22 protein-coding genes and 1 riboswitch are annotated in these 21,822 nt (G+C 59.8%); of the genes, 19 read left to right on the forward strand and 3 right to left on the reverse strand.

Annotation, left to right across the window (positions count from 1 at the left end):
• The first annotated feature begins 53 nt into the window (after positions 1 to 53).
• Positions 54 to 599, forward strand: coding sequence for an ECF transporter S component (locus JQM66_RS00225; RefSeq protein ID WP_235227807.1), 546 nt, complete (start codon positions 54 to 56; stop codon positions 597 to 599).
• A 277-nt stretch (positions 600 to 876) separates the two neighbouring features.
• On the opposite strand, the gene JQM66_RS00230 is transcribed toward JQM66_RS00225, so the two are convergent.
• Positions 877 to 1,716, reverse strand: coding sequence for a DUF975 family protein (locus JQM66_RS00230; RefSeq protein WP_235227808.1), 840 nt, complete (start codon positions 1,714 to 1,716; stop codon positions 877 to 879).
• A gap of 378 nt (positions 1,717 to 2,094) precedes the next feature.
• On the opposite strand from JQM66_RS00230, the gene rsxC reads away from it, so the two are divergent.
• From rsxC to JQM66_RS00320, 18 genes are all read left to right on the forward strand, one after another.
• The gene (rsxC, locus tag JQM66_RS00235) at positions 2,095 to 3,465 is read left to right on the forward strand and encodes an electron transport complex subunit RsxC (RefSeq protein ID WP_235227809.1); all 1,371 of its coding nucleotides are present in this window, start codon (positions 2,095 to 2,097) and stop codon (positions 3,463 to 3,465) included.
• Complete coding sequence (locus tag JQM66_RS00240; protein WP_235227810.1) at positions 3,462 to 4,481, forward strand: RnfABCDGE type electron transport complex subunit D; 1,020 nt, start codon at positions 3,462 to 3,464, stop codon at positions 4,479 to 4,481. Before rsxC ends, JQM66_RS00240 begins: the two co-directional genes overlap by 4 nt.
• Positions 4,478 to 5,110, forward strand: a complete 633-nt coding sequence (locus JQM66_RS00245) for an FMN-binding protein (RefSeq protein ID WP_235227811.1) — start codon at positions 4,478 to 4,480, stop codon at positions 5,108 to 5,110. The genes JQM66_RS00240 and JQM66_RS00245 overlap by 4 nt, the downstream gene beginning before the upstream one ends.
• 18 nt (positions 5,111 to 5,128) lie before the next feature.
• A complete protein-coding gene (rsxE, locus tag JQM66_RS00250) occupies positions 5,129 to 5,749 on the forward strand; it encodes an electron transport complex subunit RsxE (protein WP_235227812.1) in 621 nt (206 codons plus the stop codon).
• A gap of 15 nt (positions 5,750 to 5,764) precedes the next feature.
• The gene (gene rsxA, locus JQM66_RS00255; protein ID WP_235227813.1) at positions 5,765 to 6,355 is read left to right on the forward strand and encodes an electron transport complex subunit RsxA; all 591 of its coding nucleotides are present in this window, start codon (positions 5,765 to 5,767) and stop codon (positions 6,353 to 6,355) included.
• Between the two features lie 13 nt (positions 6,356 to 6,368).
• A complete protein-coding gene (locus JQM66_RS00260; RefSeq protein ID WP_235227814.1) occupies positions 6,369 to 7,265 on the forward strand; it encodes an RnfABCDGE type electron transport complex subunit B in 897 nt (298 codons plus the stop codon).
• A gap of 93 nt (positions 7,266 to 7,358) precedes the next feature.
• Positions 7,359 to 7,471, forward strand: a riboswitch (THF riboswitch).
• A 78-nt stretch (positions 7,472 to 7,549) separates the two neighbouring features.
• Entirely contained in the window at positions 7,550 to 8,143 is a 594-nt protein-coding gene (locus tag JQM66_RS00265; protein ID WP_235227815.1) for a folate family ECF transporter S component, read from the forward strand.
• A 196-nt stretch (positions 8,144 to 8,339) separates the two neighbouring features.
• Positions 8,340 to 9,386, forward strand: a complete 1,047-nt coding sequence (gene hrcA, locus JQM66_RS00270; protein WP_235227816.1) for a heat-inducible transcriptional repressor HrcA — start codon at positions 8,340 to 8,342, stop codon at positions 9,384 to 9,386.
• Positions 9,383 to 9,988, forward strand: a complete 606-nt coding sequence (locus tag JQM66_RS00275) for a nucleotide exchange factor GrpE (protein WP_235227817.1) — start codon at positions 9,383 to 9,385, stop codon at positions 9,986 to 9,988. Before hrcA ends, JQM66_RS00275 begins: the two co-directional genes overlap by 4 nt.
• A 52-nt stretch (positions 9,989 to 10,040) precedes the next feature.
• Positions 10,041 to 11,885 carry a molecular chaperone DnaK gene (gene dnaK, locus JQM66_RS00280; RefSeq protein ID WP_235227818.1) on the forward strand — a complete coding sequence of 615 codons (1,845 nt, stop codon included), beginning with the start codon at positions 10,041 to 10,043 and terminating at the stop codon, positions 11,883 to 11,885.
• A gap of 84 nt (positions 11,886 to 11,969) precedes the next feature.
• Complete coding sequence (gene dnaJ, locus JQM66_RS00285; RefSeq protein WP_235227819.1) at positions 11,970 to 13,100, forward strand: molecular chaperone DnaJ; 1,131 nt, start codon at positions 11,970 to 11,972, stop codon at positions 13,098 to 13,100.
• 9 nt (positions 13,101 to 13,109) lie between these two features.
• Complete coding sequence (locus tag JQM66_RS00290) at positions 13,110 to 13,922, forward strand: histidinol-phosphatase HisJ family protein (RefSeq protein ID WP_235227820.1); 813 nt, start codon at positions 13,110 to 13,112, stop codon at positions 13,920 to 13,922.
• 65 nt (positions 13,923 to 13,987) lie between these two features.
• Positions 13,988 to 14,425: a ribose 5-phosphate isomerase B gene (gene rpiB, locus JQM66_RS00295; RefSeq protein WP_235227821.1), complete on the forward strand. Its 438-nt coding sequence runs from the start codon at positions 13,988 to 13,990 to the stop codon at positions 14,423 to 14,425.
• A 39-nt stretch (positions 14,426 to 14,464) separates the two neighbouring features.
• Positions 14,465 to 15,511 (forward strand): putative glycoside hydrolase, encoded by a 1,047-nt coding sequence (locus tag JQM66_RS00300; RefSeq protein ID WP_235227822.1) that lies wholly within the window; start codon positions 14,465 to 14,467, stop codon positions 15,509 to 15,511.
• Between the two features lie 344 nt (positions 15,512 to 15,855).
• Positions 15,856 to 16,683: an ABC transporter substrate-binding protein gene (locus JQM66_RS00305; RefSeq protein ID WP_235227823.1), complete on the forward strand. Its 828-nt coding sequence runs from the start codon at positions 15,856 to 15,858 to the stop codon at positions 16,681 to 16,683.
• 73 nt (positions 16,684 to 16,756) lie between these two features.
• Complete coding sequence (locus JQM66_RS00310; protein WP_407945989.1) at positions 16,757 to 17,542, forward strand: amino acid ABC transporter permease; 786 nt, start codon at positions 16,757 to 16,759, stop codon at positions 17,540 to 17,542.
• Between the two features lie 4 nt (positions 17,543 to 17,546).
• The gene (locus JQM66_RS00315) at positions 17,547 to 18,275 is read left to right on the forward strand and encodes an amino acid ABC transporter ATP-binding protein (protein WP_407945994.1); all 729 of its coding nucleotides are present in this window, start codon (positions 17,547 to 17,549) and stop codon (positions 18,273 to 18,275) included.
• A 200-nt stretch (positions 18,276 to 18,475) separates the two neighbouring features.
• A complete protein-coding gene (locus JQM66_RS00320) occupies positions 18,476 to 19,831 on the forward strand; it encodes a uracil-xanthine permease family protein (RefSeq protein WP_235227824.1) in 1,356 nt (451 codons plus the stop codon).
• 62 nt (positions 19,832 to 19,893) lie between these two features.
• On the opposite strand, the gene JQM66_RS00325 is transcribed toward JQM66_RS00320, so the two are convergent.
• Both JQM66_RS00325 and JQM66_RS00330 read right to left on the reverse strand, forming a co-directional pair.
• The gene (locus JQM66_RS00325; RefSeq protein WP_235227825.1) at positions 19,894 to 21,264 is read right to left on the reverse strand and encodes an MATE family efflux transporter; all 1,371 of its coding nucleotides are present in this window, start codon (positions 21,262 to 21,264) and stop codon (positions 19,894 to 19,896) included.
• Positions 21,261 to 21,710, reverse strand: a complete 450-nt coding sequence (locus JQM66_RS00330; protein WP_235227826.1) for a MarR family winged helix-turn-helix transcriptional regulator — start codon at positions 21,708 to 21,710, stop codon at positions 21,261 to 21,263. The genes JQM66_RS00325 and JQM66_RS00330 overlap by 4 nt, the downstream gene beginning before the upstream one ends.
• Positions 21,711 to 21,822: the final 112 nt, after the last annotated feature.

Raw genomic sequence — 21,822 nt, forward strand, 5'->3', positions numbered from 1 at the left:
ACATTCGGGATATGATAGCAACACCAAAGATCATCCGAAAGGAGAGCTTCAAAATGGAACATGTGATGGAACGAACTGGAACGACCGCCGCTTACAAGGTCAAAATGCTGGTGATGACGGCCCTCTTTATCGCCCTGGGATACGTGGCTACCACGGTGCTCATGGTCCCCTCTCCCACCGGCGGCTACATGAATCTGGGTGACACGGTGGTGCTGCTGGGCGCCTATCTGCTGGGTCCGGTCTATGGCGCCGTGGCCGGCGGCGCGGGCCCCGCCCTGGCGGACCTGCTGGGGGGCTACGGCATCTATGTGCCCGCCACCCTGGTCATCAAGGCCCTCATGGGCCTGACGGCAGCTGTGCTGTATCAGGCGCTGCACAAGAAGGGCTGGGCGCTGGTGGTCTGCGGCGTGGTGGCGGAGGCCATCATGGTGGTGGGCTATGCCCTGTTTGACGGCTTCCTGGCGGGCAACCTGGCCGTGGGCCTGACGGGCATCCCCAGCAATCTGGTCCAGGCCGCCTTCGGCCTGGCAGCGTCCACCCTGCTGGCCCTGGCGCTCCGCAAGAGCAGCTACGTCCGCAAGCAGTTCCCCCGCCTGTAATGTGTTAAGATCGGGACAGAACAACAGAACAGATAAGCGCCCCCGCGGTTCTGAAAACCGCGGGGGCGTAAACTTTCAATGGTCCCGCAAGACTTGTGCGACGGGAAGGAAGATAGTTACGAAAGAAACCCAGGAGGGGTGTCTTTCGTTTTCAATCATAAGTTTTTCTGGACATTCAGGCCAGAAAAACTTGCGCCAGCTTGTCGAAAAGTCTTTTCGACAAGCTGGCGCCCCCGCGGTTCTGAAAACCGCGGGGGCGTTGTACGTTATTAGAAGATCAGAAGCCGCCCATGTCGTCGGGGCCGTTTCGCCAGGTGTCCTGACGGTTGGGAGAGGCGCCTTCCCCCACGCCGGAGGTGCTCTTGGCGATCTCGAAATAGCCAAGCTCCACGCACTGATAGGTGGGCAGGTAGAAGATCGCCACGGCTAGCTGCCACAGGCCCATCAGCAAGGTCCAGCCCCAGACAGGCAGGGCGGCGGTGCTGAGAGAGCCGGTGGTAAAGGCAATGGTGCCGAAGCCCACGGTATCCATGGCCTCTATCAGTGTTTCCTGGGAGAGCAGGCTGCCGTAGAGAAGGGAGGGCGCGGAGGCCAGCAGGGTCCAGCCTAAGTAGCTGAGATCCAGCATAAACAGCTGGGACTTGTAGCCATAGGTCTGCCGCTTGCTCATGTTCAGCGCCTCGAATACGCTGATGCCGGGATTTTCATAGAGGTTGTACAGGGCGAAGCGGTAGCGGTAGGCGGCGATGATGCCGGGGACCACGAACAGCATGGACCAGAGGGTAATGAAGAAATACATGACGATGTTGAGCCCGATGAGCTTTCCCACGAAGGAGAAGCCGTCGAACAGCGTCAGGAATTCCGCCCGTTCCCCACGGCGGATGGCCATGCAGTACAGCACAAAGCCGGCGCTCAGCACCATCCCCAGCAGGGAGGTGAGGATGGTGAGGAAGGTGGACAGCAGACCGGAATTGCCGGCCAGGGTATCCACCATACTCAGGACCAGACTCAGGCCCAAATACAGAACCGTCATGGACCTGGGGGAGACCTGGGCGTCTGCCAGCAGGTCTTTCATATCCTGTTTCAGTTGCTTGCGGTCGATCAGTGAAGCCATCATAAAGGAAGTCCTCCAAAACAATATGTCGATTCATATCAATGAACACAGATTCGAGAGCAGTTTATCATGTTTTGGAGAAAGAAGCAATCCCATCGGCCGGAAAGAGAACCGGGGCCGGAAAAGCGGGAACGGAGCGTACTTTTGAAAGAAGCAATCGTTTCCTGCGGCGGAACACCATGGAAAAGCTCTAAAAAATTGGGGAAAATCACAACGTATTTTGACAAAAAACCGTGTTCACAGTATAGACATTTTTTGATTTTTGGTGTAGAATGAAGCGCAGTATGTGGTAGTGTGTCCGGAGTGTGTTTTCCGTCCCAGCCGGTGACGGGGCGGCCCCGCGTTCCGGGCGCTATCAGGAGTAAAAATGAGGTGAAGACAATGGCACAAGCTTTCTTTGGCGGCGTTCATCCCCATGATATGAAGGCCGCGACCAATGAAAAGGCCATCGAACAGCTGGCACCCCCGGCAGAGGTGGTCATCCCCATGTCGATGCACTTTGGCGCACCTTGCACCCCCCTTGTCAAGGCGGGTGACCATGTAAAGGTGGGTCAGAAGATCGGTGAGTTCCGCGGTCTGGGCGCTCCGATCCACGCAAGTGTTTCCGGCACGGTCAAGGCCGTGGAGCCCCGCCCCTATTCCATGGGCGGCAACATGACCTCCGTGGTCATCGAGAACGACTTCCAGAACGAACTGAGCGAGGAAGTTGATGCTCCCGCAGATCCCGACGCTCTCACTGTTGACGAAATGGTGGAGGCCGTCAAGAACGCCGGTATCGTGGGTATGGGCGGCGCGACCTTCCCCACCCATGTGAAGATCTCCGGCGGTATCGGCAAAGTTGACACCGTCATCATCAACGGCGCCGAGTGCGAGCCCTATATCACCGGCGACCACCGTACCATGCTGGAGCGCCCCGAGGAGATCATCGGCGGCTGTAAGTATCTGGCCAAGATGTTCGGCGTGGACAAGGTCATCATCGGCGTGGAGGACAACAAGCAGAACGGTATCGACGCCATGAACAAGGTTATCGCCGAGACCAACGCCCCCGTGGTGGTGGAGCCTCTGCGCTGCCGTTACCCCCAGGGCGGTGAGAAGCAGCTCTGCCAGGCCATCACCGGCAAGCAGGTGCCTCCCGGCGGCCTGCCCAGCAACATCGGCTGCGCCGTGTTCAACATCAACACCACCTGCGCCATCTACCGGGCCATCACCAAGGGCATGCCCGTGGTGAACAAGATCGTCACTGTGTCCGGCTCCGGCGTCATCGAGCCCAAGAACATCGAGTGCCCCATCGGCACCCCTGTCTCCTGCCTGTTCGACGCCTGCGGCGGCCTGAAGGACGGTACTTACAAGATCATCGCCGGCGGCCCCATGATGGGCATGGCCCAGTACACCGCCGAGGTGCCCGTGGGCAAGGGCACCGGCGCCATGCTGGCCTTCTGCGAGAAGGAAGAGCAGACCGTCGAGCATCCCCAGTGCATCCGCTGCGGCAAGTGCGTTTCCGCCTGCCCCGTGCACCTGGAGCCCCTGTTCATGTATCAGTACGCAGCCAAGGGCATGGTGGATGAGCTGAACGAGGCCCACATCATGGACTGCATGGAGTGCGGTGCCTGCGCTTACGCCTGCCCCGCCCGCATGCACCTGACCCAGATGTTCAAGACCGGCAAGCAGCTGGTGAAGGACAAGGCCGCGGCCGACAAGGCTGCCGCCGAGGCCAAGAAGGCCAAGGAAGAGAAGGAGGCTGTGAACAAATGACCGATTATAAGAATCTGAAGCTCATTGCCACTTCCAATCCTCATATCCGTAGCAGTGAGACCACCCGTTCCATCATGCTGGACGTCATCATCGCCATGCTGCCCGCTCTGGTGTGGGCCGTCATCTGGTTCGGTGTCAAGGCCCTGACCCTGACCGCCGTGTCCGTGATCGGCTGCATGTTCTGGGAGTGGCTGTACCGCAAGCTGATGAAGAAGCCCCAGTCCGTGGGCGACCTGAGCGCGGTCGTCACTGGCATGCTGCTGGCTTTCGTCTGCCCCGTCACCACCCCCTACTGGATGATCATCATCGGCGGCTTCTTCTCCATCATCGTGGTCAAGCAGCTGTTCGGCGGCATCGGCAAGAACTTTGTAAACCCCGCCCTGGCCGGCCGTGCCTTCCTGCTGGGCAGCTATGCCGGCGTCATGACCACCTGGATCGACGCCACCCAGAACAAGGCTCCCCTGATGGGCTCCACCGCTGACATCGTCACCGCGGCCACCCCCCTGGCCTACATGAAGACCGGCAACATGGCCGGCCTGACCGAGACCTATTCCGTGATGGACATGTTCCTGGGCAAGACCGGCGGCTCCCTGGGCGAGATCTCCGCCGCCATGCTGATCCTGGGCGGCCTGTACCTGATCTGGCGCAAGGTCATCAACTGGCAGACCCCCGTGGCCTACATCGCCACCGTGGCCATCCTCAGCTTCCTGTTCCCCAAGGCCGGCTCCAGCCTGGAGTGGATGCTGTACAGCGTCTTCGGCGGCGGCCTGATGCTGGGCGCCTTCTTCATGGCTACCGACTATGCCACCTCTCCCGTCACCAAGAAGGGCCAGCTGATCTTCGGCATCGGCTGCGGCCTCTTCACCGTCCTGATCCGTTACTTTGGCTCCTATAACGAGGGCGTCTGCTACTCCATCATGGTCATGAACCTGTGCGTGGCCCTGATCGACAAGTACACCAAGCCCACTCGTTTTGGCGTCGTGAAATCCGATAAGAAGGAGGCGGCTGCGAAATGAGTAACGAAGTGCAGACCAAGGAAAAGATCAACCTGGATCCGAAGTACATCATCAAGCTGACCGTTACCCTGTTCCTGACCTGCGTAGTTGTGGCCGGCCTGCTGGGCCTGGTCAACAAGGTCACGGAACCCAACATTACCGCTGCCAACAAGGCGAAGACCGAGGCTGCCATGCAGCAGGTCGTGGCCGATCCCGAGGGCAGCACCTTCTCCGACTCGCTGGAGATCACCGCTGCCATGAATGATGCCGCCGCTTCCGCCGGCGCCAAGGTCACCGAGGCCTATGAGGTCCAGGCTGGCGGCGCTGCCGCGGGCTACGCGCTGAAGATCGTGTCCTCCGGCTCCCAGGGCAACATCGAGATGATGGTCGGCGTGGACGCCGAGGGCGTCGTCACCGGCGTTTCCATCGTCAAGAACTCTGAGACTGCCGGCATCGGCTCCAAGGTCATGGCCAACGAGCCCACCGCCGCCGGCGTGGGCGTGCTGAGCCAGTTCGTCGGCAAGAGCGCCGCGGACGGCACCCTGACCGTGGGCACCAATGTGGACGCCATCTCCGGCGCTACCGTGTCCTCCAAGGGCGTCACCACCGGCGTCAACGCCGCTCTGGCCGTCGCCGCTGTCATGGGCTAAGAAAGGAGGAGCTGACTTATGAATCTGAAAAAACAGTTTATGGAAGGCCTCCTGACCCAGAACCCCGTTCTGGTGCAGGTGCTGGGTATGTGCTCCACCATGGCCATCACCACCTCCTTCTTTAACGGCCTGGGCATGGGCGTCGCCGTTCTGGTGATCCTGACCCTGTCCAACGTCATCATCTCCCTGATCCGCAAGATCGTTCCCGACAAGATCCGTATCGCCATGTTCATCGTGGTCATCGCGGGCTTCGTCACGATGGTGGATCTGTTCCTGCAGGCGTTCGTCCCCGCTCTGGCTGAGTCCCTGGGCGTGTTCATTCCCCTGATCGTGGTGAACTGCATCATCCTGGGCCGTGCGGAGTCCTTCTCCTACAAGAACGGCGTTGCCGCCTCTTTCTTCGACGGCATCTTCCAGGGCATCGGTTACACCGTGGTCCTGCTGGCCATGTGCATCATCCGTGAGTTCCTGGGCGCCGGCACCTTTGGCGGCGGCCTGCTGGGCCTGGACGGCAAGGGCATCCAGATCCTGCCCTCTCAGTTCCCCGCCGGTATGCTGACTCTGCCTGTGGGCGGCTTCCTGACACTGGCTTGCCTGATCGCCGCCATGCAGTGGGCTCTGTCCAAGTCCAAGAAATAAGGAGGAGAGAAATTTATGGATCAGATTTTTGAACTCCTGGCGATCACGCTGGGCGCCATTCTGGCGAATAACTTCATCTTCTCCCAGTTCCTGGGCATCTGCCCCTTCCTGGGCGTCTCCAAGAAGGTCGACACCGCCGTGGGCATGGGTATCGCCGTGACCTTCGTCATGGGCCTGGCCTCCGCCGTGTGCTTCGTGGTGAACAACTTCGTTCTGGTTCCCCTGGGCCTGGGCTACATGCAGACCGTGGCCTTCATTCTGGTCATTGCCTCTCTGGTGCAGTTCATCGAGATGTTCCTGCAGAAGGCCATGCCCTCCCTGTACACCGCTCTGGGTGTGTATCTGCCTCTGATCACCACCAACTGCGCCGTGCTGGGCGTGGTGCTGCTGAACGTGCAGAACAGCTACAGCTTCATCTCCTCCGTGGTCTACGGCATCACCGGCGGCCTGGGCTTCCTGCTGGCCATCGTGCTGTTTGCCAGCATCCGTGAGCGCCTGGTGTTTGCCGAGTATCCCAAGGCTTTTGAGGGCTTCCCCATTGCCCTGGTCACCGCCGGTCTGATGGCTCTGGCCTTTATGGGCTTCTCCGGCCTGAAGATCTGGTAAGGAGGTAAGAAAAATGACCAATGTGATTTATGCTATTGTTGTGCTGGGTGTGCTGGGCGCTCTGTTCGGCCTGATCCTGGCCATCGCCTCCAAGATCTTTGAGGTGAAAAAGGACCCCCGTGAGGAGGCCATCCTGAGCCACCTGGCCGGCGCCAACTGCGGCGGCTGCGGCTATCCCGGCTGCGGCGGCTGCGCTGCCGCCATTCTGGCCGGTGACGCCCCTGTCACCGCCTGCGCCCCCGCCGGCGCTGAGAACGCTGCTGCCATCGCCGAGATCATGGGCATGGCTGCCCCCACCGGCGAGCGTGAGGTGGCCTTCGTCCGCTGCACCGGAGGCGTCAACGCCAAGAAGCGCTATGACTATGTGGGCGTGAAGGACTGCATCTCCGCCACCAAGGTGGCCGGCGGCCCCCTGGAGTGCACCTTTGGCTGCCTGGGCTTTGGCTCCTGCGTCAATGCCTGCCAGTTCGGCGCCATGAGTATCGGCGAGAACGGCACCGCCGTGGTGGACCCCGAGAAGTGCACCAACTGCGGCGCCTGCATGAAGGCCTGCCCCCGCCACCTGATCGTCTCCGTCCCCGCCTCCAAGAAGGTCCACGTGACCTGCGCCAACCAGGATAAGGGCAAGGCTGCCATGAGCGTCTGCTCCAGTTCCTGCATCGGCTGCGGTCTGTGCCAGAAGGAGTGCAAGAAGGATGCCATCCATGTGGTGAACGGTGTTGCCGTGGTGGACTATGAGAAGTGCGTGGGCTGCAAGCTCTGCACCAAGGTCTGCCCCCGTGATGCCATCATTCCCGTGGCTACCGCCGAGGAGAAGGAAAAGTACAAGGCCATCAAGAAGGCACAGGCTGAGAAGGCCGCTGCCGCCAAGAAGGCCGCTGAGGAAGCCGCCGCTGCTTCCGCTCAGTAAGTTTTACCGGAAAAAAGTTCCCCAAATCGAGAGATTTGGGGAACTTTTTGTATTGCTATTTTATATGTAGAAGATTATGATAAAAGCAACTTAGGCAGAGTAGGAACATACGTGACTAGTGCCGGAAAAACGGGGAGTTGTTTTCCGGACGAAAAGGAACGAAGGATGGCCTTCTTCCTGCAGTGTGTGTTCCGCATCCCGCTGCCGCATAAAGGCGCGGGAATATCCCTCCTCTGTGCGGCGCTCCGGAAACGGACTGCCGAACTACAGAAGGAGGATTTTTTATGTATCCACATCCCTTTTCCACTGCTTACTGGCGGGACGCCGTCAGAGAGTTGAAGGACCTGCGGAAGCTGACCTTCGCGGCCTTGATGATCGCCATGTGCGTGGTCCTGAGCCACGTCCCCTCCGTGCCCCTTTTCGGCGGAGCCAAGATCACCTGGGGCTTCCTGGCCCGCTCGGTCTGTGCCCTGGTGTGCGGCCCGGTGTTGGGCGTGGCCTTCGGCTTTGCTGAGGATATTCTCAGCTTTTTCCTTACCGGTGGCGGCGGCTACCCCTTTTTCCCCGGCTATACCCTGACCACCATGCTGGGTGTGCTGATTTACGCCCTGTTTCTCTACCGGGCCAAGCTCACCGTCCGGCGGGTGTTCCTGGCCAAGCTGCTGACCAACCTCCAGAACGTGGTGCTGGGGTCCCTGTGGTCCGCCATTCTCTACGGAAAGGCCTGGTCCGTTATGGCAATCGGCAGCTTCTGGAAAAATCTCATCATGCTGCCCTTCCAGACCCTGCTGCTGGTGGTGCTGTTCGGCGCCCTGCTGCCCGTCCTGCGGCGGACCGGCCTGGTTGACCGGAGCACCCCTGCCAAAATCACCTGGTGAACGCCCCAAACCGCCCCATCCGGGGCGGTTTTTTACTGTTTTCGCGGTGTTCAAAAAATCTTTCGCCTTTGTTCACAAATTGTTTATCATCCATCCATTGACAATGATTTCCCATGGTGGTACACTGCCTTTAGCACTCCGGGGAACAGAGTGCTAAAACCTCTGCGAAGCCCCGGAGAAAGACTAGAGGTGCGCCGTGGAACTGACGGAACGGAAAAAGCAAATACTGAAAGTGGTGGTGGATGATTACATCCACACCGCCGAGCCGGTGGGTTCCAAGGCTATTGCCGCCCGAATGGGCGGCGTCAGCTCCGCTACCATCCGCAATGAGCTGGCGGACCTGGTGGAGCTGGGATACCTGGAGCAGCCCCACACCTCGGCGGGCCGCGTGCCCTCCCCCAAGGGCTACCGGCTCTATGTCAACGAGCTGATGGAGCGGCAGAAGCTGTCCCTGGACGAGACGGAGAAGATCAACCAGTCCCTGCAGCTGAAAATGGAGGAGCTGGACCGGCTGCTTTCCCAGGCGGGCCGGGCGGTGAGCTCCTTTGTCAACTACCCCACCTACATGGCGGCCGCCGGAAAGAAGAGCATGACCGCCCAGCGGTTCGAGCTGCTGCCGGTGGACGACCGCAGCTGCATCGTGGTCATGATGATGGACGGCAACCGGGTGAAGAGCCAGCTGCTCCGCCTGCAGCTGAAAGTGGAGGTGGACCAGTTCCCCATTCTGGTGAATCTGCTGAACAGCCACTTCACCAAGATCTCCACCAAGGAGATGAACCTGCGGCTGATGAACGTGGCGGATCAGATCCCGCCTCAGGTGTTCCTGCTGCTGTCCCAGATCGTGTCCTACGCCGTGGAATCCCTGGAGGAGGCGGGACACCGGGAGATCGTCACCGCCGGAGCCAGGGAGCTGCTGAAGCTGCCGGAGTTCCGGGATGCCGACAAGGCCCATGAGCTCATGAGCTTTCTGGCGGACAGCAAGGAAAACCTCCCCGTGCCGGAGGACGACAGTCCCCTGAAGATCCTCATCGGACCGGAGAATGTCAGTGATGCGTTGAAGGACACCAGCGTGGTGGTGGCCAGCTACGACATCGGCGACGATATGCGGGGCCTCATCGGCGTGGTGGGCCCCACCAGAATGGATTACGCCACAGTGGCCGCACGGCTGTCCGGCTTTGCCGACGGGCTGACGCGGCTGTTCGGAAAACAGGAATTACCCCCGAAGGAGGAAACGCAGAAATGAGCGAAGAGACCAAGCAGCCCCTGGAGCAGGAGGAGCCGGAGACCCCGGAGACCCAGGCGGGTCCGGAGCGGGAAGCCCCCCAGACAGAGGAGGCCGAAAAGACAGAGAAGAAGCCCAAGAAGAAAAAGGAAAAGGGCTATACCTTCACCCGGGAGCAGGTGGAGCAGATGGAGCTGGCTGCCCAGCAGCTGGAGTCCGTGAAGGACCAGTTCACCCGTCTCACCGCCGAGTATGACAACTACCGCAAACGCACCACCAAGGAAAAGGACGGCATCTATCAGGATGCCAAGGCCGACACCATCAAGGCGTTCCTGGCGGTGTATGACAATCTGGAGCGTGCCGCCGCCACCGAGGGAGACGAGGACTCTCCCCACAAGAAGGGCTTGCTGATGATCTTCCAGCAGGTTAAGGACATCCTGACAAAGCTGGGTGTCACGGAGATCGAGGCCAAGGGTCAGTCCTTTAATCCGGAGCGCATGGAAGCCGTCATGCACATCGACGACGAGAACTTCGGCGAGAATGAAGTGGCCCAGGTCTTCCAGGCGGGCTTTATGCTGGGTGACAAGGTCATCCGACACGCCATTGTGCAAGTCGCAAACTAATCACAATTGCTGATTAAAATAAACTTTTCGATAGATTTAGGAGGAATTCATTATGTCTAAGGTTATCGGTATTGATTTGGGTACTACCAACTCCTGCGTAGCCGTCATGGAAGGCGGCGAGGCAGTGGTCATCGCCAACGCGGAAGGCAACCGCACCACCCCGTCTGTGGTGGCCTTCTCCAAGACCGGCGAGCGCATGGTGGGCCAGGTGGCAAAGCGCCAGGCCATCACCAACCCCGACCGCACCATCGCTTCCATCAAGCGTGAGATGGGCTCCGACCACAAGGTCACCATCGACGGCAAGGCCTACACCCCCCAGGAGATCAGCGCCATGATCCTGCAGAAGCTGAAGGCGGACGCCGAGGCTTACCTGGGCCAGCCCGTCACCGAGGCGGTCATCACCGTCCCTGCTTATTTTACCGACTCTCAGCGCCAGGCTACCAAGGACGCCGGCAAGATCGCCGGTCTGGACGTGAAGCGTATCATCAACGAGCCCACCGCCGCGGCCCTGGCCTACGGTGTGGATAAGGAGCAGAGCCAGAAGATCATGGTCTACGACCTGGGCGGCGGCACCTTCGATGTCTCCATCCTGGAGATCGACGACGGCGTCATCGAGGTCCTGGCCACCGCCGGTAACAACCGCCTGGGCGGCGACGACTTCGACGAGTGCGTCATGAAGTATCTGGTCTCCGAGTTTAAGCGCACCGACGGCGTGGACCTGTCCTCCGATAAGGTGGCCATGCAGCGCCTGAAGGAGGCTGCCGAAAAGGCCAAGATCGAGCTGTCCGGCGTCACCACCTCCAACATCAACCTGCCCTATATCACCGCTGACGCCACCGGTCCCAAGCACCTGGACGTCACCCTGACCCGTGCCAAGTTCAATGAGCTGACCGCCCATCTGGTGGATGCCACCATGGGTCCCGTGCGCCAGGCCATGTCTGACGCCGGCCTGAAGCCCTCTGACCTGAGCAAGGTCCTGCTGGTGGGCGGTTCCAGCCGTATCCCCGCCGTCCAGGAGGCTGTGAAGAACTTCACCGGCAACGAGCCCTTCAAGGGTATCAACCCCGACGAGTGTGTGGCCATGGGCGCTGCCCTGCAGGCCGGCGTGCTGACCGGCGACGTCAAGGGCCTGCTGCTGCTGGACGTCACCCCCCTGTCCCTGGGCATTGAGACCATGGGCGGCGTCTGCACCAAGCTGATCGACCGCAATACCACCATCCCCGTGAAGAAGAGCCAGATCTTCTCCACCGCCGCCGACAACCAGACTTCTGTTGAAGTCAACGTGCTGCAGGGCGAGCGCGAGATGGCCGCCGCCAACAAGAGCCTGGGCCGCTTCCATCTGGACGGCATCGCTCCCGCCCGCCGCGGCGTGCCTCAGATCGAGGTTACCTTCGATATCGACGCCAACGGCATCGTCAACGTCTCCGCCAAGGACCTGGGCACCGGCAAGGAGCAGCACATCACCATCACTTCTTCTTCCAACATGAGCAAGGATGACATTGAGAAGGCTGTCAAGGAAGCCGAGCAGTATGCCGCCCAGGACAAGAAGATGAAGGAAGAGGTGGAGACCCGCAACCAGGCCGACCAGATGGTCTATCAGAGCGAGAAGACCCTGGCCGAGATGGGCGACAAGATTCCCGCCGATGACAAGAATAAGGTCCAGGCCGGTATCGACAAGCTGAAGGAGGCCCTGAAGGGCACCGATACCGCTGCCATCAAGGCCGCCACCGACGAGCTGACCCAGGCTTTCTACGCTGTCAGCGAGAAGCTGTATCAGCAGGCCAATCCCCAGGATGCCCAGGCTGGTGCTCAGCCCGGTCCCGATACTGGCGCTCAGGGCGGTCAGTACTACGACGCCGACTACAAGGTAGTCGACGAGGACGATCAGAACAAGTAAGCCCCCTCTCAATCAAACGTATCAGGGACAGCGCGTTTCAGCCTGTCCCTGATACGGCGTTTCGGAATATGAGGAGTTTTCATTATGGCAGACAAACGTGATTACTACGAGGTCCTTGGAATCTCCAAGGGAGCCTCGGAGGACGAGATCAAAAAAGCATATAAGAAGATGGCCCGGAAATACCATCCGGACCTGAATCCCGACAACAAAGAAGCGGAGGAGAAGTTCAAGGAGGTCAACGAGGCCTACGAGGTGCTGTCCGACCCCAACAAGAAGGCCCGGTACGACCAGTACGGCCATGCGGGTGTGGACCCCAACTTCGGCGCCGGCGGCGCCGGGTTTGACGGCAGCTTCGACTTCGGAGACCTGGGAGACATTTTCGGCAACTTCTTCGGCGGCGGCTTCGGCGGCGGACGGCGCACCAATCCCAACGCACCCCAGCGGGGTGAGAGCATCCGCCTGTCCCTGACTATCAGCTTTGAGGAGGCCGCCTTCGGCTGCGAGAAGGAGGTCACCGTGGAGCGCATGGAGCAGTGCGGCACCTGCGGCGGCAGCGGCTGTGCCGCCGGCGCCACGCCGGAGGTCTGCCCGGACTGCCACGGCAGCGGCCAGGTCCAGGTCCGCCGCCAGACCCCCATGGGCGTCTTCGCCACCTCCTCCCCCTGCGGCCGCTGCGGCGGCAAGGGCAAGATCATCCATCAGCCCTGCCCGGACTGCCGGGGCACCGGCGCTGTCCGGAAGCGCAAGACCATCAAGGCCAGCGTCCCCGCGGGCATCGACAACGGCCAGACCATCTCTATCCGGGGCCAGGGCCACGCCGGCAAGAACGGCGGCCCGGCGGGCGATCTGCTGATCACTATTACCGTGCGGCCCCATGAGCTGTTCCGCCGGGAGGGCACCAGCGTTCTCTGCGAGGCGCCTATCACCTTCGCTCAGGCTGTCCTGGGCGCCGAGCTGGAGATCCCCACCATCGACGGCAAGGTCAAATATGACCTGCCCGAGGGCACCCAGTCCGGCACCACCTTCCGCCTGAAGGGCAAGGGCATCCCCTCCATCAACGGCCGGGGCCGGGGTGACCAGTACGTCACCGTCTATATCGAGACCCCCCGGAACCTGAACAAAGAGCAGAAGGAAGCCCTGAAGAAGTTCGCCGAGACCATGGGAGACAACAACTACGAGGAGCGGCGGAAGTTCTTCAAGAAATCCAAAAAGTGAGGAATGTCCATGTACTTGGCTGACTATCACATGCACTCCCGCATTTCCCCGGACGCCGGGACACCTATGGCCTTGCTGGCAGAGGCTGCCATCAAGGCGGGGCTTGATGAGATCTGCTTTACGGACCATGTGGAGCCCATCGTCTGGGGTTCTACCAGACTGCGGCCGGAACCCTATGACTGGGCGGCGCTGACCGGAGAATACCGGGCCGCCCGGGAGGCTATGGGAGACCGGATCACTTTGCGTCTGGGTATGGAACTGGGAGATGCCCCCTGGAGCTTTGAGCACACGGAAAAGATGATCGCCGACGCACCGGAGCTGGATTTTGTCATTGGCTCTGTCCACATGCTGTCAGAGAAGTTCAATGGCGTGGACCTGTATTTCTTCGACCCCAAGGATGACGACGAGGCCCGGGAAGGCATGGCGGATTATCTGAAGCAAGTGAAAAAGCTGGCGGAGTGGGGCCGGTTCTCCGTCCTGGGCCACCTGACCCTGCCGCTGCGGTATCTCAATGAGAACCGGGGCTTTCACCTGACCTTCGATGGCTTTGAGCGGGAGATCGAGGAGATTCTGCGCACCCTCATCGGAAAGGGCCTGGGCATTGAGCTGAACACCAACCGGGGCAACACCCCGCTGCCGGATGCAAAGTGGCTGCGGATGTACCGTGACTTAGGCGGCGAGATCATCACCCTGGGTACCGACGCCCACGGCCCGGAGTATGTGGGCTGCGCCATCCGGGAGCGGCAGCAGCTGCTGAAGGACTGCGGCTTCACCCGCTTCTGCACCTTTGAGAAGATGCGGCCCATCTGGCATGAACTGTGATTGATTTCTACGGAGAAACCGTGTAAAATAAATCTGCAAATTTTTAAAAACAGGGGGAACCTAACATGAAAATCGCATTGGGCTGTGACCACGGCGGCTATGAGCTGAAGCAGCACATCATCAAGGTGCTGGAGAAGCTGGGCCATGAATACGAGGACTTTGGCTGCTACAATCTGGACAGCTGCGACTATCCTGATTTCGGCGCTGCCGCCGCCCGGGCTGTGGCCGAGGGCAAGTGTGACCGTGGCATCGTGATCTGCACCACCGGCATCGGCATCTCCATCGCCGCCAACAAGGTCAAGGGCATTCGCTGCGCCCACTGCGCCGACTGCCTGCAGGCTGAGATGACCCGCAAGCACAACGACGCCAACATGATGGCCATCGGCGCCGGCTTTACCGGCAAGAACATGGCCGAGCGCATGGTGGAGGTGTTCCTGAGCACCGAGTTTGAGGGCGGCCGCCACGAGCGTCGGGTAAACAAAATGATGGCCCTGGAGGGCTGAGCCGGAAAGACAGCGGTTTCCTGAAGCGAGGTGAAAAGCATGGCAATGTCCAGAGGCTATCGCAATTACCGGGGACGGAAGTCCAAGGGGAAGGTCGCCCTGGCGGTGCTGCTGGTCCTGGTGATCCTGGCGGCTGCGGCGGTCATGTTTTTACAACGGAATATCGTTTATGATAAAACCGGCACGCCCCGTCTGGAGGTGCCCTGGCAAAAGGAAGCAGCGGCGGAGGAAGAGGAGCCGGTGGACCTGGACCTGGTGGTCCAGGAACCGGAAAAACCCCAGCAGGAGGCGGTCCACGCCTTTTCCGTGGGGAATGAGGCGTTAACGCTGGAAGGCTGGAGTTCCACCCGGACCCAGGCCGGAGCCCTGTGCGGACAGAACTGGAATGCCGTGGCCGTCACGTTAAAGGACAGCCAGGGCCGGGTGCTGTTTGACTCCGGCACGGCGGTGAGCGGTGCCCGCTATATGAAGGATGACACCACCGCCGCCTTGGCGGAGCTGCTGTCAGGCGAGACGGCGGCGGACTACGCCATCGCCCGTCTCAGCTGCTTCCACGACCCCAGGGCCGCCAACAGTGATGTGGAGAACCTGGGGCTGAAGAACACCGGCGGCTATATCTTCTATGATGGAAGGAACAGCCAGTGGCTGGACCCCGCCAAGCCGGCGGCCAGAGAATATCTCTGCCGGTTGGCGCAGGAAGCGGCGGCGTTGGGCTTTGACGAGATATTGCTGACAGATGTCAGCTATCCCACAGAGGGCAAGCTGGACAAGATCGCCTACGGAGAGACGGAGAAAAGCGCCAATATGACCGCCTTTCTGGAGGAAGTGCGGACGGCTCTGGAGCCTTACGGCACTACCCTCTCCATGGAGGTACCCGCCTCTGTGCTGACAGAGGGTTACTCGGAGGCGGCGGGACTGGTGCTGTCGGAGATTGCTCCCAGAGTAGACCGCATCTATGCCGCCGCCCTGCCGGAGGAGATCCCTGCACTGGCGGCGGCGGTGACGGCCGCCTGTGAGACAACGGATTTCGTGCCGGAGCTGACGGCCGTGGACCCGTCTCTGACCGGAAGCTGGCTGCTGTACTGAATTTCATCAAGGGGAAGTCCGCCTGCGTGAAAGCGCAGGCGGATTTTTTATGCGGGCGAAAGTATTCAGGGAAAAATGAATATTCATTTTGAATATTCATTTTGGGTTGGGGAAAATACACAAAAAACAGAGAGTAAATCAGAAATTCTGTGGGAAAATTCTGCTTTTCTGAAAAGTAAAATCAAATATTTATTCATTTTTCTTGAAAAAGTATTGACATCCGGCATGGACCGTGATAAGGTATCCACTGTCAACGGAAGGAAAACCCTTCCTCCGTTTTCAGATCATACACAACGTTTCCCTCCGGGGGAGCGCAAATCAAGATGGAAAAGGAAGTTTTGAAGATGAAAAAGTTGTTTGCACTGCTGCTGACCCTGGCTATGGTTCTGAGCCTGGCCGCCTGTGGCTCCAAGGAAGAGCCTGCCAAGACCGAAGAACCCGCCAAGACCGAGGAGCCTGCCGCTGAGAGCGAGCTGACCACTGCTACCAAGGGCTGCCTGACCATGGCCACCAACGCCCAGTTCCCTCCCTATGAGTATTATGAGGGTGACAGCATCGTGGGCATCGACGCCGAGATCGCCGGCGCCATCGCCGAGAAGCTGGGCTTGGAGCTGGTCATCGAGGATATGGAGTTCGACTCCATTATCGAGGCCGTGAAGACCGGCAAGGCTGACATCGGCCTGGCCGGCATGACCGTGACCCCCGAGCGTCAGGAGTCCGTGGACTTCACGGAGACCTACGCCACCGGCGTGCAGGTGATCATCGTCACCGAGGATTCCGCCATCACCAGCGTGGATGACCTGTTTGCTGAGGGTGCCAGCAACGTGATCGGTGTGCAGCGCAACACCACCGGCGACCTGTACACCACCTGGGACCTGGAGGACGCCGGCCTGGCTACCATCGACCGTTACAGCAAGGGCGCTGACGCCGTGCAGGCTCTGAAGACCGGCAAGGTGGACTGCGTGGTCATCGACAACGAGCCCGCCAAGGCCTTTGTGGCCGAGGTCGAGGGCCTGAAGATCCTGGAGACCGAGTATGTTCTGGAGGATTACGCCGGCGCCATGAGCAAGGACAACACCGCTCTGTACGAGGCTGTGAATGCCGCTCTGCAGGAGCTGATCGCCGACGGTACCGTCAAGACCATCATCGACAGCTACATCTCCGCCCAGTAAGCGGCACCATACCAAACGACAGCAGAAGGGGTTCAGGAAACTGAACCCCTCTTGTCACGAAGGAGTTGACGTTATGAACAAGGTTACCCCTGCGGAACTGTGGCTCACCATCGCTCCGGAATGGATACAGAACCTGCCCGAGTGGCTGGAGGATATCCTTTTCAAGGGCTACAAATGTTTCATCTACGGGGACCGCTACATGCTGTTCCTGAAGGGACTGAAGCACACCCTGATCCTTACCTTTTTTGCACTTCTGATTGGTATTGCGCTGGGTATCGTGGTCTCCCTGATTCGGGTGAGCTGGGATAAAAACGGCTCTGAGATGCACGGTCCTGCCAAATGGGTGCTGGGCTTCTTCAATATCATCGGCAAGATCTACCTGACGGTGATCCGGGGTACCCCCGTGGTGGTCCAGATCATGATCATGTTCTTTGTCATTTTTGCATCCAGCCGGAACAAGCTCCTGGTGGGCTGCCTGTGCTTCGGCATCAACTCCGGCGCCTATGTGGCGGAGATCTTCCGGTCCGGCATTATGTCCATCGACGCCGGGCAGACGGAGGCCGGCCGGTCCCTGGGCTTCGGATATATCCCCACCATGCGGTACATCATTCTGCCCCAGGCTTTCAAGAACGTGCTGCCCACCCTGGGCAACGAGTTCATCGTGCTGCTGAAGGAAACGGCTGTGGTGGGCTATATCGGCCTGTCCGACCTGACCTACGCGGCCAATACCGTGGGCGGCAATACATACGAATACCTCTATCCGCTGCTGCTGGCGGCGGCGATCTATCTGATCATGGTCATGTTCTTCAGCTATCTGGTGGGCAGACTGGAGAGGAGGCTGAGAAACAGTGAACGATAATATCATCATCCGCGCTGAAGGCGTACAGAAATATTTCAAGGACGGCGCCATCAAGGCGCTGGACGGCGTCTCCGCAGAGATCCGCAAGGGCGAAGTGGTGGTGATCATCGGCCCCTCCGGTTCCGGCAAGTCCACCTTCCTGCGGTGCCTGAACCTGCTGGAGGTCCCCACCGGCGGACATATCTACTTCAACGATGTGGATATTACGGATAAAAAGGTGAACATTAACCTGCACCGCCAGAAAATGGGCATGGTGTTCCAGCACTTCAATCTGTTCCCTCACATGACCATTCTGCAGAATATGACCCTGGCTCCCATCCAGCTTCTGAAAAAAAGCAAGGCGGAGGCTGAGGCAAAGGCGATGTCCCTGCTGGAGCGGGTGGGCCTGGCAGATCGGGCCGACGCTTATCCCAGCCAGTTGTCCGGCGGCCAGAAACAGCGTGTGGCCATCGTCCGGGCACTGGCTATGGAGCCGGAGGTCATGCTGTTCGACGAACCCACCTCCGCCCTGGACCCCGAAATGGTAGGCGAGGTGCTGGAAGTTATGAAACAGCTGGCCCATGAGGGCATGACCATGGTGGTGGTCACCCACGAAATGGGCTTTGCCCGGGAAGTGGGCAACCGGGTGCTGTTTATGGCGGACGGCAAGCTGCTGGAGGAAAACACTCCCCAGGAGCTGTTCGGCAATCCCCAACACCCCAGATTGCAGGATTTCCTCAGAAAGGTGCTCTGAGTTATTTGACGGCGCGCACGAAAGTGCGTGCCGTTTTTCATGCTGCCGGTTGACTTGACAGACAAAACGGCGGCAGATGTTTGTGTGAGGTGCACAAAAAACAGATACAAAATTTTTGTATGAAAAACTAAAAATTTGTTTGATTTTGACGGGGGATGTGCTATCATAAACAGGTAAGTTTTTTTAAGGAGGCATTGCCCATGGAAACCCCTGCGTCCCGCCGGGACCTGTTGTTCCAGTTCCGCGGCACACCCCCCATCGGCGCATCCATCTCTCTGGCGCTTCAGCATCTGGTGGCCATGATCGTTGGCTGCGTGACACCGCCTATCATCATTGCCGGAGCCATCGGTCTCAGCCAGGCTGACCGCGTCCTGCTGATCCAGGCGTCCCTGGTCATGTCGGCGGTCTGCACGCTGCTGCAGCTGTTCCCCATCGGCGGACGGTTTGGTTCCGGCCTGCCGGTGATCCTGGGTGTCAGCTTTGCCTATCTGCCCAGCATGCAGGCCATCGTGGCCGGCGGCGGAGGCGTGAGCGCCATTGCCGGTGCCATGCTGGTGGGCGGCGTGGTGGCAGTGCTGGTGGGCATCTTTGTGAAGAAGATCCGCATGCTGTTCCCGCCGGTCATTACCGGCACGGTGGTGTTCACCATCGGCTTGTCTCTGTATCCTACGGCCATCAATTACATGGCCGGCGGCACCGCCAATACGGCGGAGTCCGTGGCGGCCAAGGGCCTGCCGGAGGCGCTGGTGTACGGCTCCTGGCAGAACTGGCTGATCGCGGCCCTGACCCTGGCGGTGGTCATGATCCTGAACAACAAGGCCAAGGGCGTCTGCAAGCTGGCCTCCATCCTGCTGGGTATGGTGTTCGGCTACGTGGTGGCCCTGTGCTTCGGTATGGTCAGCTTCGCGGATGTGGGTGACGCGGCCTGGTTCTCCCTGCCCCGGTTCATGCATTTCGGCATCTCCTTCGATGTGCCCAGCTGTGTGGCCATGGGGTTGCTGTTTGCCATCAACTCCATCCAGGCCATCGGCGACTTTACCGCTACCACCGTGGGCGGCTTTGACCGGGACCCCACGGACAACGAGCTGCAGGGCGGCATCATCGCCTATGGCGTCAGCAATATTCTGACGGCGCTGTTCGGCGGTCTGCCCACGGCCACCTATTCTCAGAACGTGGGTATCGTCACCACCAACAAGGTGGTGAACCGGACGGTGTTTGCCTTTGCCGGCGGCTTCCTGCTGCTGGCAGGCGTTTCCCCCAAGTTTGCGGCCATCCTGACCACCATTCCCCAGTGCGTGCTGGGCGGCGCTACCATTACCGTGTTCTCCACCATCGCCATGACCGGCATGAAGCTGATCGCCTCCCAGGACCTGACGGCCCGGAACACCACCATCGTGGGCTTGTCCGCCGCTCTGGGTGTGGGTATCTCTCAGGCCAGCTCAGCTCTGAGCCAGTTCCCGGCAGCCGTGACCATGATCTTCGGCAAATCCCCCGTGGTCATCGCCACCCTGATGGCGGTGTTGCTGAACCTGATCCTGCCCAAGGAAAACAAGTAAAAGTGTAAAAAAGGACCTGCCGCAAATTTGCGGCAGGTCCTTTTGCTATTCCGAAACGGGAGTTATTTTTCCAGCTCCGCCATGCTCTTTCTGAACTGGATGGAGAACATGGTGGCCGTTGTGGTGACGGCCAGAAGGTCCGCAACCGGCTCCGCCAGAAACACGGCAAAGACCTTGTTGGCAAAGAAATGGGGCAGAATATAGATGAGGGGGATCAGCAGGATGATCTTCCGCAGGGCTGCCAGGAACAGAGAGGTTTTGGCGTTGCCCAGGGCAATAAACGTCTGCTGGCAGGCGATCTGGATGCCGAAAATGCCGGTGGCGGCCATGTAGACCCGCAGGGCCTTGGCGGCGTATGTCACCAGAGAGGGATCGTTGTTGAAGATCATCACGAAGGCCCGGGGGAACAGCTGTACCGCGGCCCACAGAACCAGGGAATAGGTGAGGCAGGCAGTCAGCAGCGTTTTGAAGGCGTCCCGGACCCGCTGTGCATTCCTGGCGCCGAAGTTGTAGCTGATGATAGGCTGGGCGCCTTGGGTCAGGCCCTGCAGGGGCATCATGGCCAGCTGCATGATGCTGATCAGCACGGTCATGGAGCCCACTGCGATGTCGCCGCCGTATTTCAGCAGGGAGGAGTTGAAGCACACGGCGATCAGGCTCTCTGTGGACTGCATGATAAAGGGGGAGAGCCCCAGGGCCAGAGAGGGAAGGAAGACAGCGGGGACTGGCCGGAGATTCTCCCGGCGGAGACGCCAGCGGGTGGTGGACCCGGTGAGGAATCGCAGCACCCATAGGGCGGAGACGGCTTGGGACAGAATGGTGGCCAGAGCTGCGCCACGGACGCCCATATCCAGCACAAAAATGAAGATGGGGTCCAGAATGGTGTTCAGAATGGCGCCGATAAGGACCGTTTTCATGCTGACGGTGGTGAAGCCCTGAGCAGTGATATAGGCGTTCATGCCCAAGGTCATCTGCACGCAGATGGTGCCCAGAGAATAGATTTTCAGGTAGCTGAGGGCATATCCGATGGTGTTCTCGCTGGCGCCGAACAGCAGGAGCAGTGGCTCCGCGAAAAGCTGTAGCAGCACCGTCAGCACCAGGGAGGCACAGATCAGCAGCGAGAAGCTGTTGCCCATGATGTGTTCCGACTGGCCGGGTTCCCCCCGCCCCTCGAAGATGGAGGCCCGGGGGGCGCCGCCCATGGCCAGCAGCGCCGCAAAAGCGGAGATGATGAGGATCACCGGCAGGCAGACGCCCACGCCGGTCAGGGCCAACGCACCTACCGTGTCCACAGGCTGCATATGGCCGATGTAGACCCGGTCCACCAGGTTATAGAGCATGTTGACGATTTGGGAGAGAATGGTGGGCAGGGCCAGGGAAACCATCAGCTTGCGGACATTGCCGCTGCTCAGATCCACGGATTTTGGATTCATTTGGAAGCCTCCTCTGCTAAATGGGCGCCGTTGTCCAACACGGTATCCAGCAGTTCCTGCAGCTGCCGGACCTGCTCCGGAGTAAGACCGTCCAGCAGGCGGGCACCGCAGCGCTCCTGAAGTGCCTGGCACTCCTGCGCCAGAGGCCGGCCCTCCCGGGTGATGGAAAGGTGGACCATGCGGCGGTCCGATTCGTCGGGAGTGCGCTGCAAAAGCCCCTCCGCACACAGCAGCTCCACCGCTTGGGAGACCTGGGACTTGGACATTCCCCGGTACAGCGTCACATCCCGGGCGGTGTCGTAGTCCGGATTGTTGGCCAGAAACAGGAGCACATGGATCTCCCGCATGGTCAGGCCGGTCTGCTCCAGCAGGAGAGTGAACTGATATGCGTAGAATTTGCCGAACTGCTGGAAAAATTGCAGCAGCCGGGTGTAACTGATAGACATAGACGCCCCTCTTTTGTTTTATTAAAAACAGTTTCAAAAAGAACTAGATGAAGATAACATACTTTTCGGGAGATGTCAAGGCCTGTGCAGGGAGGTTGGCGGAAACCGCATA

Source organism: Oscillibacter valericigenes (assembly GCF_021531915.1).
Lineage (GTDB): Bacteria > Bacillota > Clostridia > Oscillospirales > Oscillospiraceae > Oscillibacter > Oscillibacter valericigenes_A.

Excerpts from the sequence above, each read along its gene's own strand:
- rsxE (WP_235227812.1), top strand. The coding sequence starts at position 5,129 with ATGAATCTGAAAAAACAGTTTATGGAAGGCCTCCTGACCCAGAACCCC.
- JQM66_RS00290 (WP_235227820.1), top strand. The coding sequence starts at position 13,110 with ATGTACTTGGCTGACTATCACATGCACTCCCGCATTTCCCCGGACGCC.
- dnaJ (WP_235227819.1), top strand. The coding sequence starts at position 11,970 with ATGGCAGACAAACGTGATTACTACGAGGTCCTTGGAATCTCCAAGGGA.
- JQM66_RS00240 (WP_235227810.1), top strand. The coding sequence starts at position 3,462 with ATGACCGATTATAAGAATCTGAAGCTCATTGCCACTTCCAATCCTCAT.
- JQM66_RS00245 (WP_235227811.1), top strand. The coding sequence starts at position 4,478 with ATGAGTAACGAAGTGCAGACCAAGGAAAAGATCAACCTGGATCCGAAG.
- JQM66_RS00305 (WP_235227823.1), top strand. The coding sequence starts at position 15,856 with ATGAAAAAGTTGTTTGCACTGCTGCTGACCCTGGCTATGGTTCTGAGC.
- rsxA (WP_235227813.1), top strand. The coding sequence starts at position 5,765 with ATGGATCAGATTTTTGAACTCCTGGCGATCACGCTGGGCGCCATTCTG.
- dnaK (WP_235227818.1), top strand. The coding sequence starts at position 10,041 with ATGTCTAAGGTTATCGGTATTGATTTGGGTACTACCAACTCCTGCGTA.
- JQM66_RS00300 (WP_235227822.1), top strand. The coding sequence starts at position 14,465 with ATGGCAATGTCCAGAGGCTATCGCAATTACCGGGGACGGAAGTCCAAG.
- JQM66_RS00260 (WP_235227814.1), top strand. The coding sequence starts at position 6,369 with ATGACCAATGTGATTTATGCTATTGTTGTGCTGGGTGTGCTGGGCGCT.
- rpiB (WP_235227821.1), top strand. The coding sequence starts at position 13,988 with ATGAAAATCGCATTGGGCTGTGACCACGGCGGCTATGAGCTGAAGCAG.
- JQM66_RS00320 (WP_235227824.1), top strand. The coding sequence starts at position 18,476 with ATGGAAACCCCTGCGTCCCGCCGGGACCTGTTGTTCCAGTTCCGCGGC.
- JQM66_RS00275 (WP_235227817.1), top strand. The coding sequence starts at position 9,383 with ATGAGCGAAGAGACCAAGCAGCCCCTGGAGCAGGAGGAGCCGGAGACC.
- JQM66_RS00325 (WP_235227825.1), bottom strand. The coding sequence starts at position 21,264 with ATGAATCCAAAATCCGTGGATCTGAGCAGCGGCAATGTCCGCAAGCTG.
- JQM66_RS00265 (WP_235227815.1), top strand. The coding sequence starts at position 7,550 with ATGTATCCACATCCCTTTTCCACTGCTTACTGGCGGGACGCCGTCAGA.
- JQM66_RS00310 (WP_407945989.1), top strand. The coding sequence starts at position 16,757 with ATGAACAAGGTTACCCCTGCGGAACTGTGGCTCACCATCGCTCCGGAA.
- JQM66_RS00230 (WP_235227808.1), bottom strand. The coding sequence starts at position 1,716 with ATGATGGCTTCACTGATCGACCGCAAGCAACTGAAACAGGATATGAAA.
- rsxC (WP_235227809.1), top strand. The coding sequence starts at position 2,095 with ATGGCACAAGCTTTCTTTGGCGGCGTTCATCCCCATGATATGAAGGCC.
- JQM66_RS00225 (WP_235227807.1), top strand. The coding sequence starts at position 54 with ATGGAACATGTGATGGAACGAACTGGAACGACCGCCGCTTACAAGGTC.
- JQM66_RS00330 (WP_235227826.1), bottom strand. The coding sequence starts at position 21,710 with ATGTCTATCAGTTACACCCGGCTGCTGCAATTTTTCCAGCAGTTCGGC.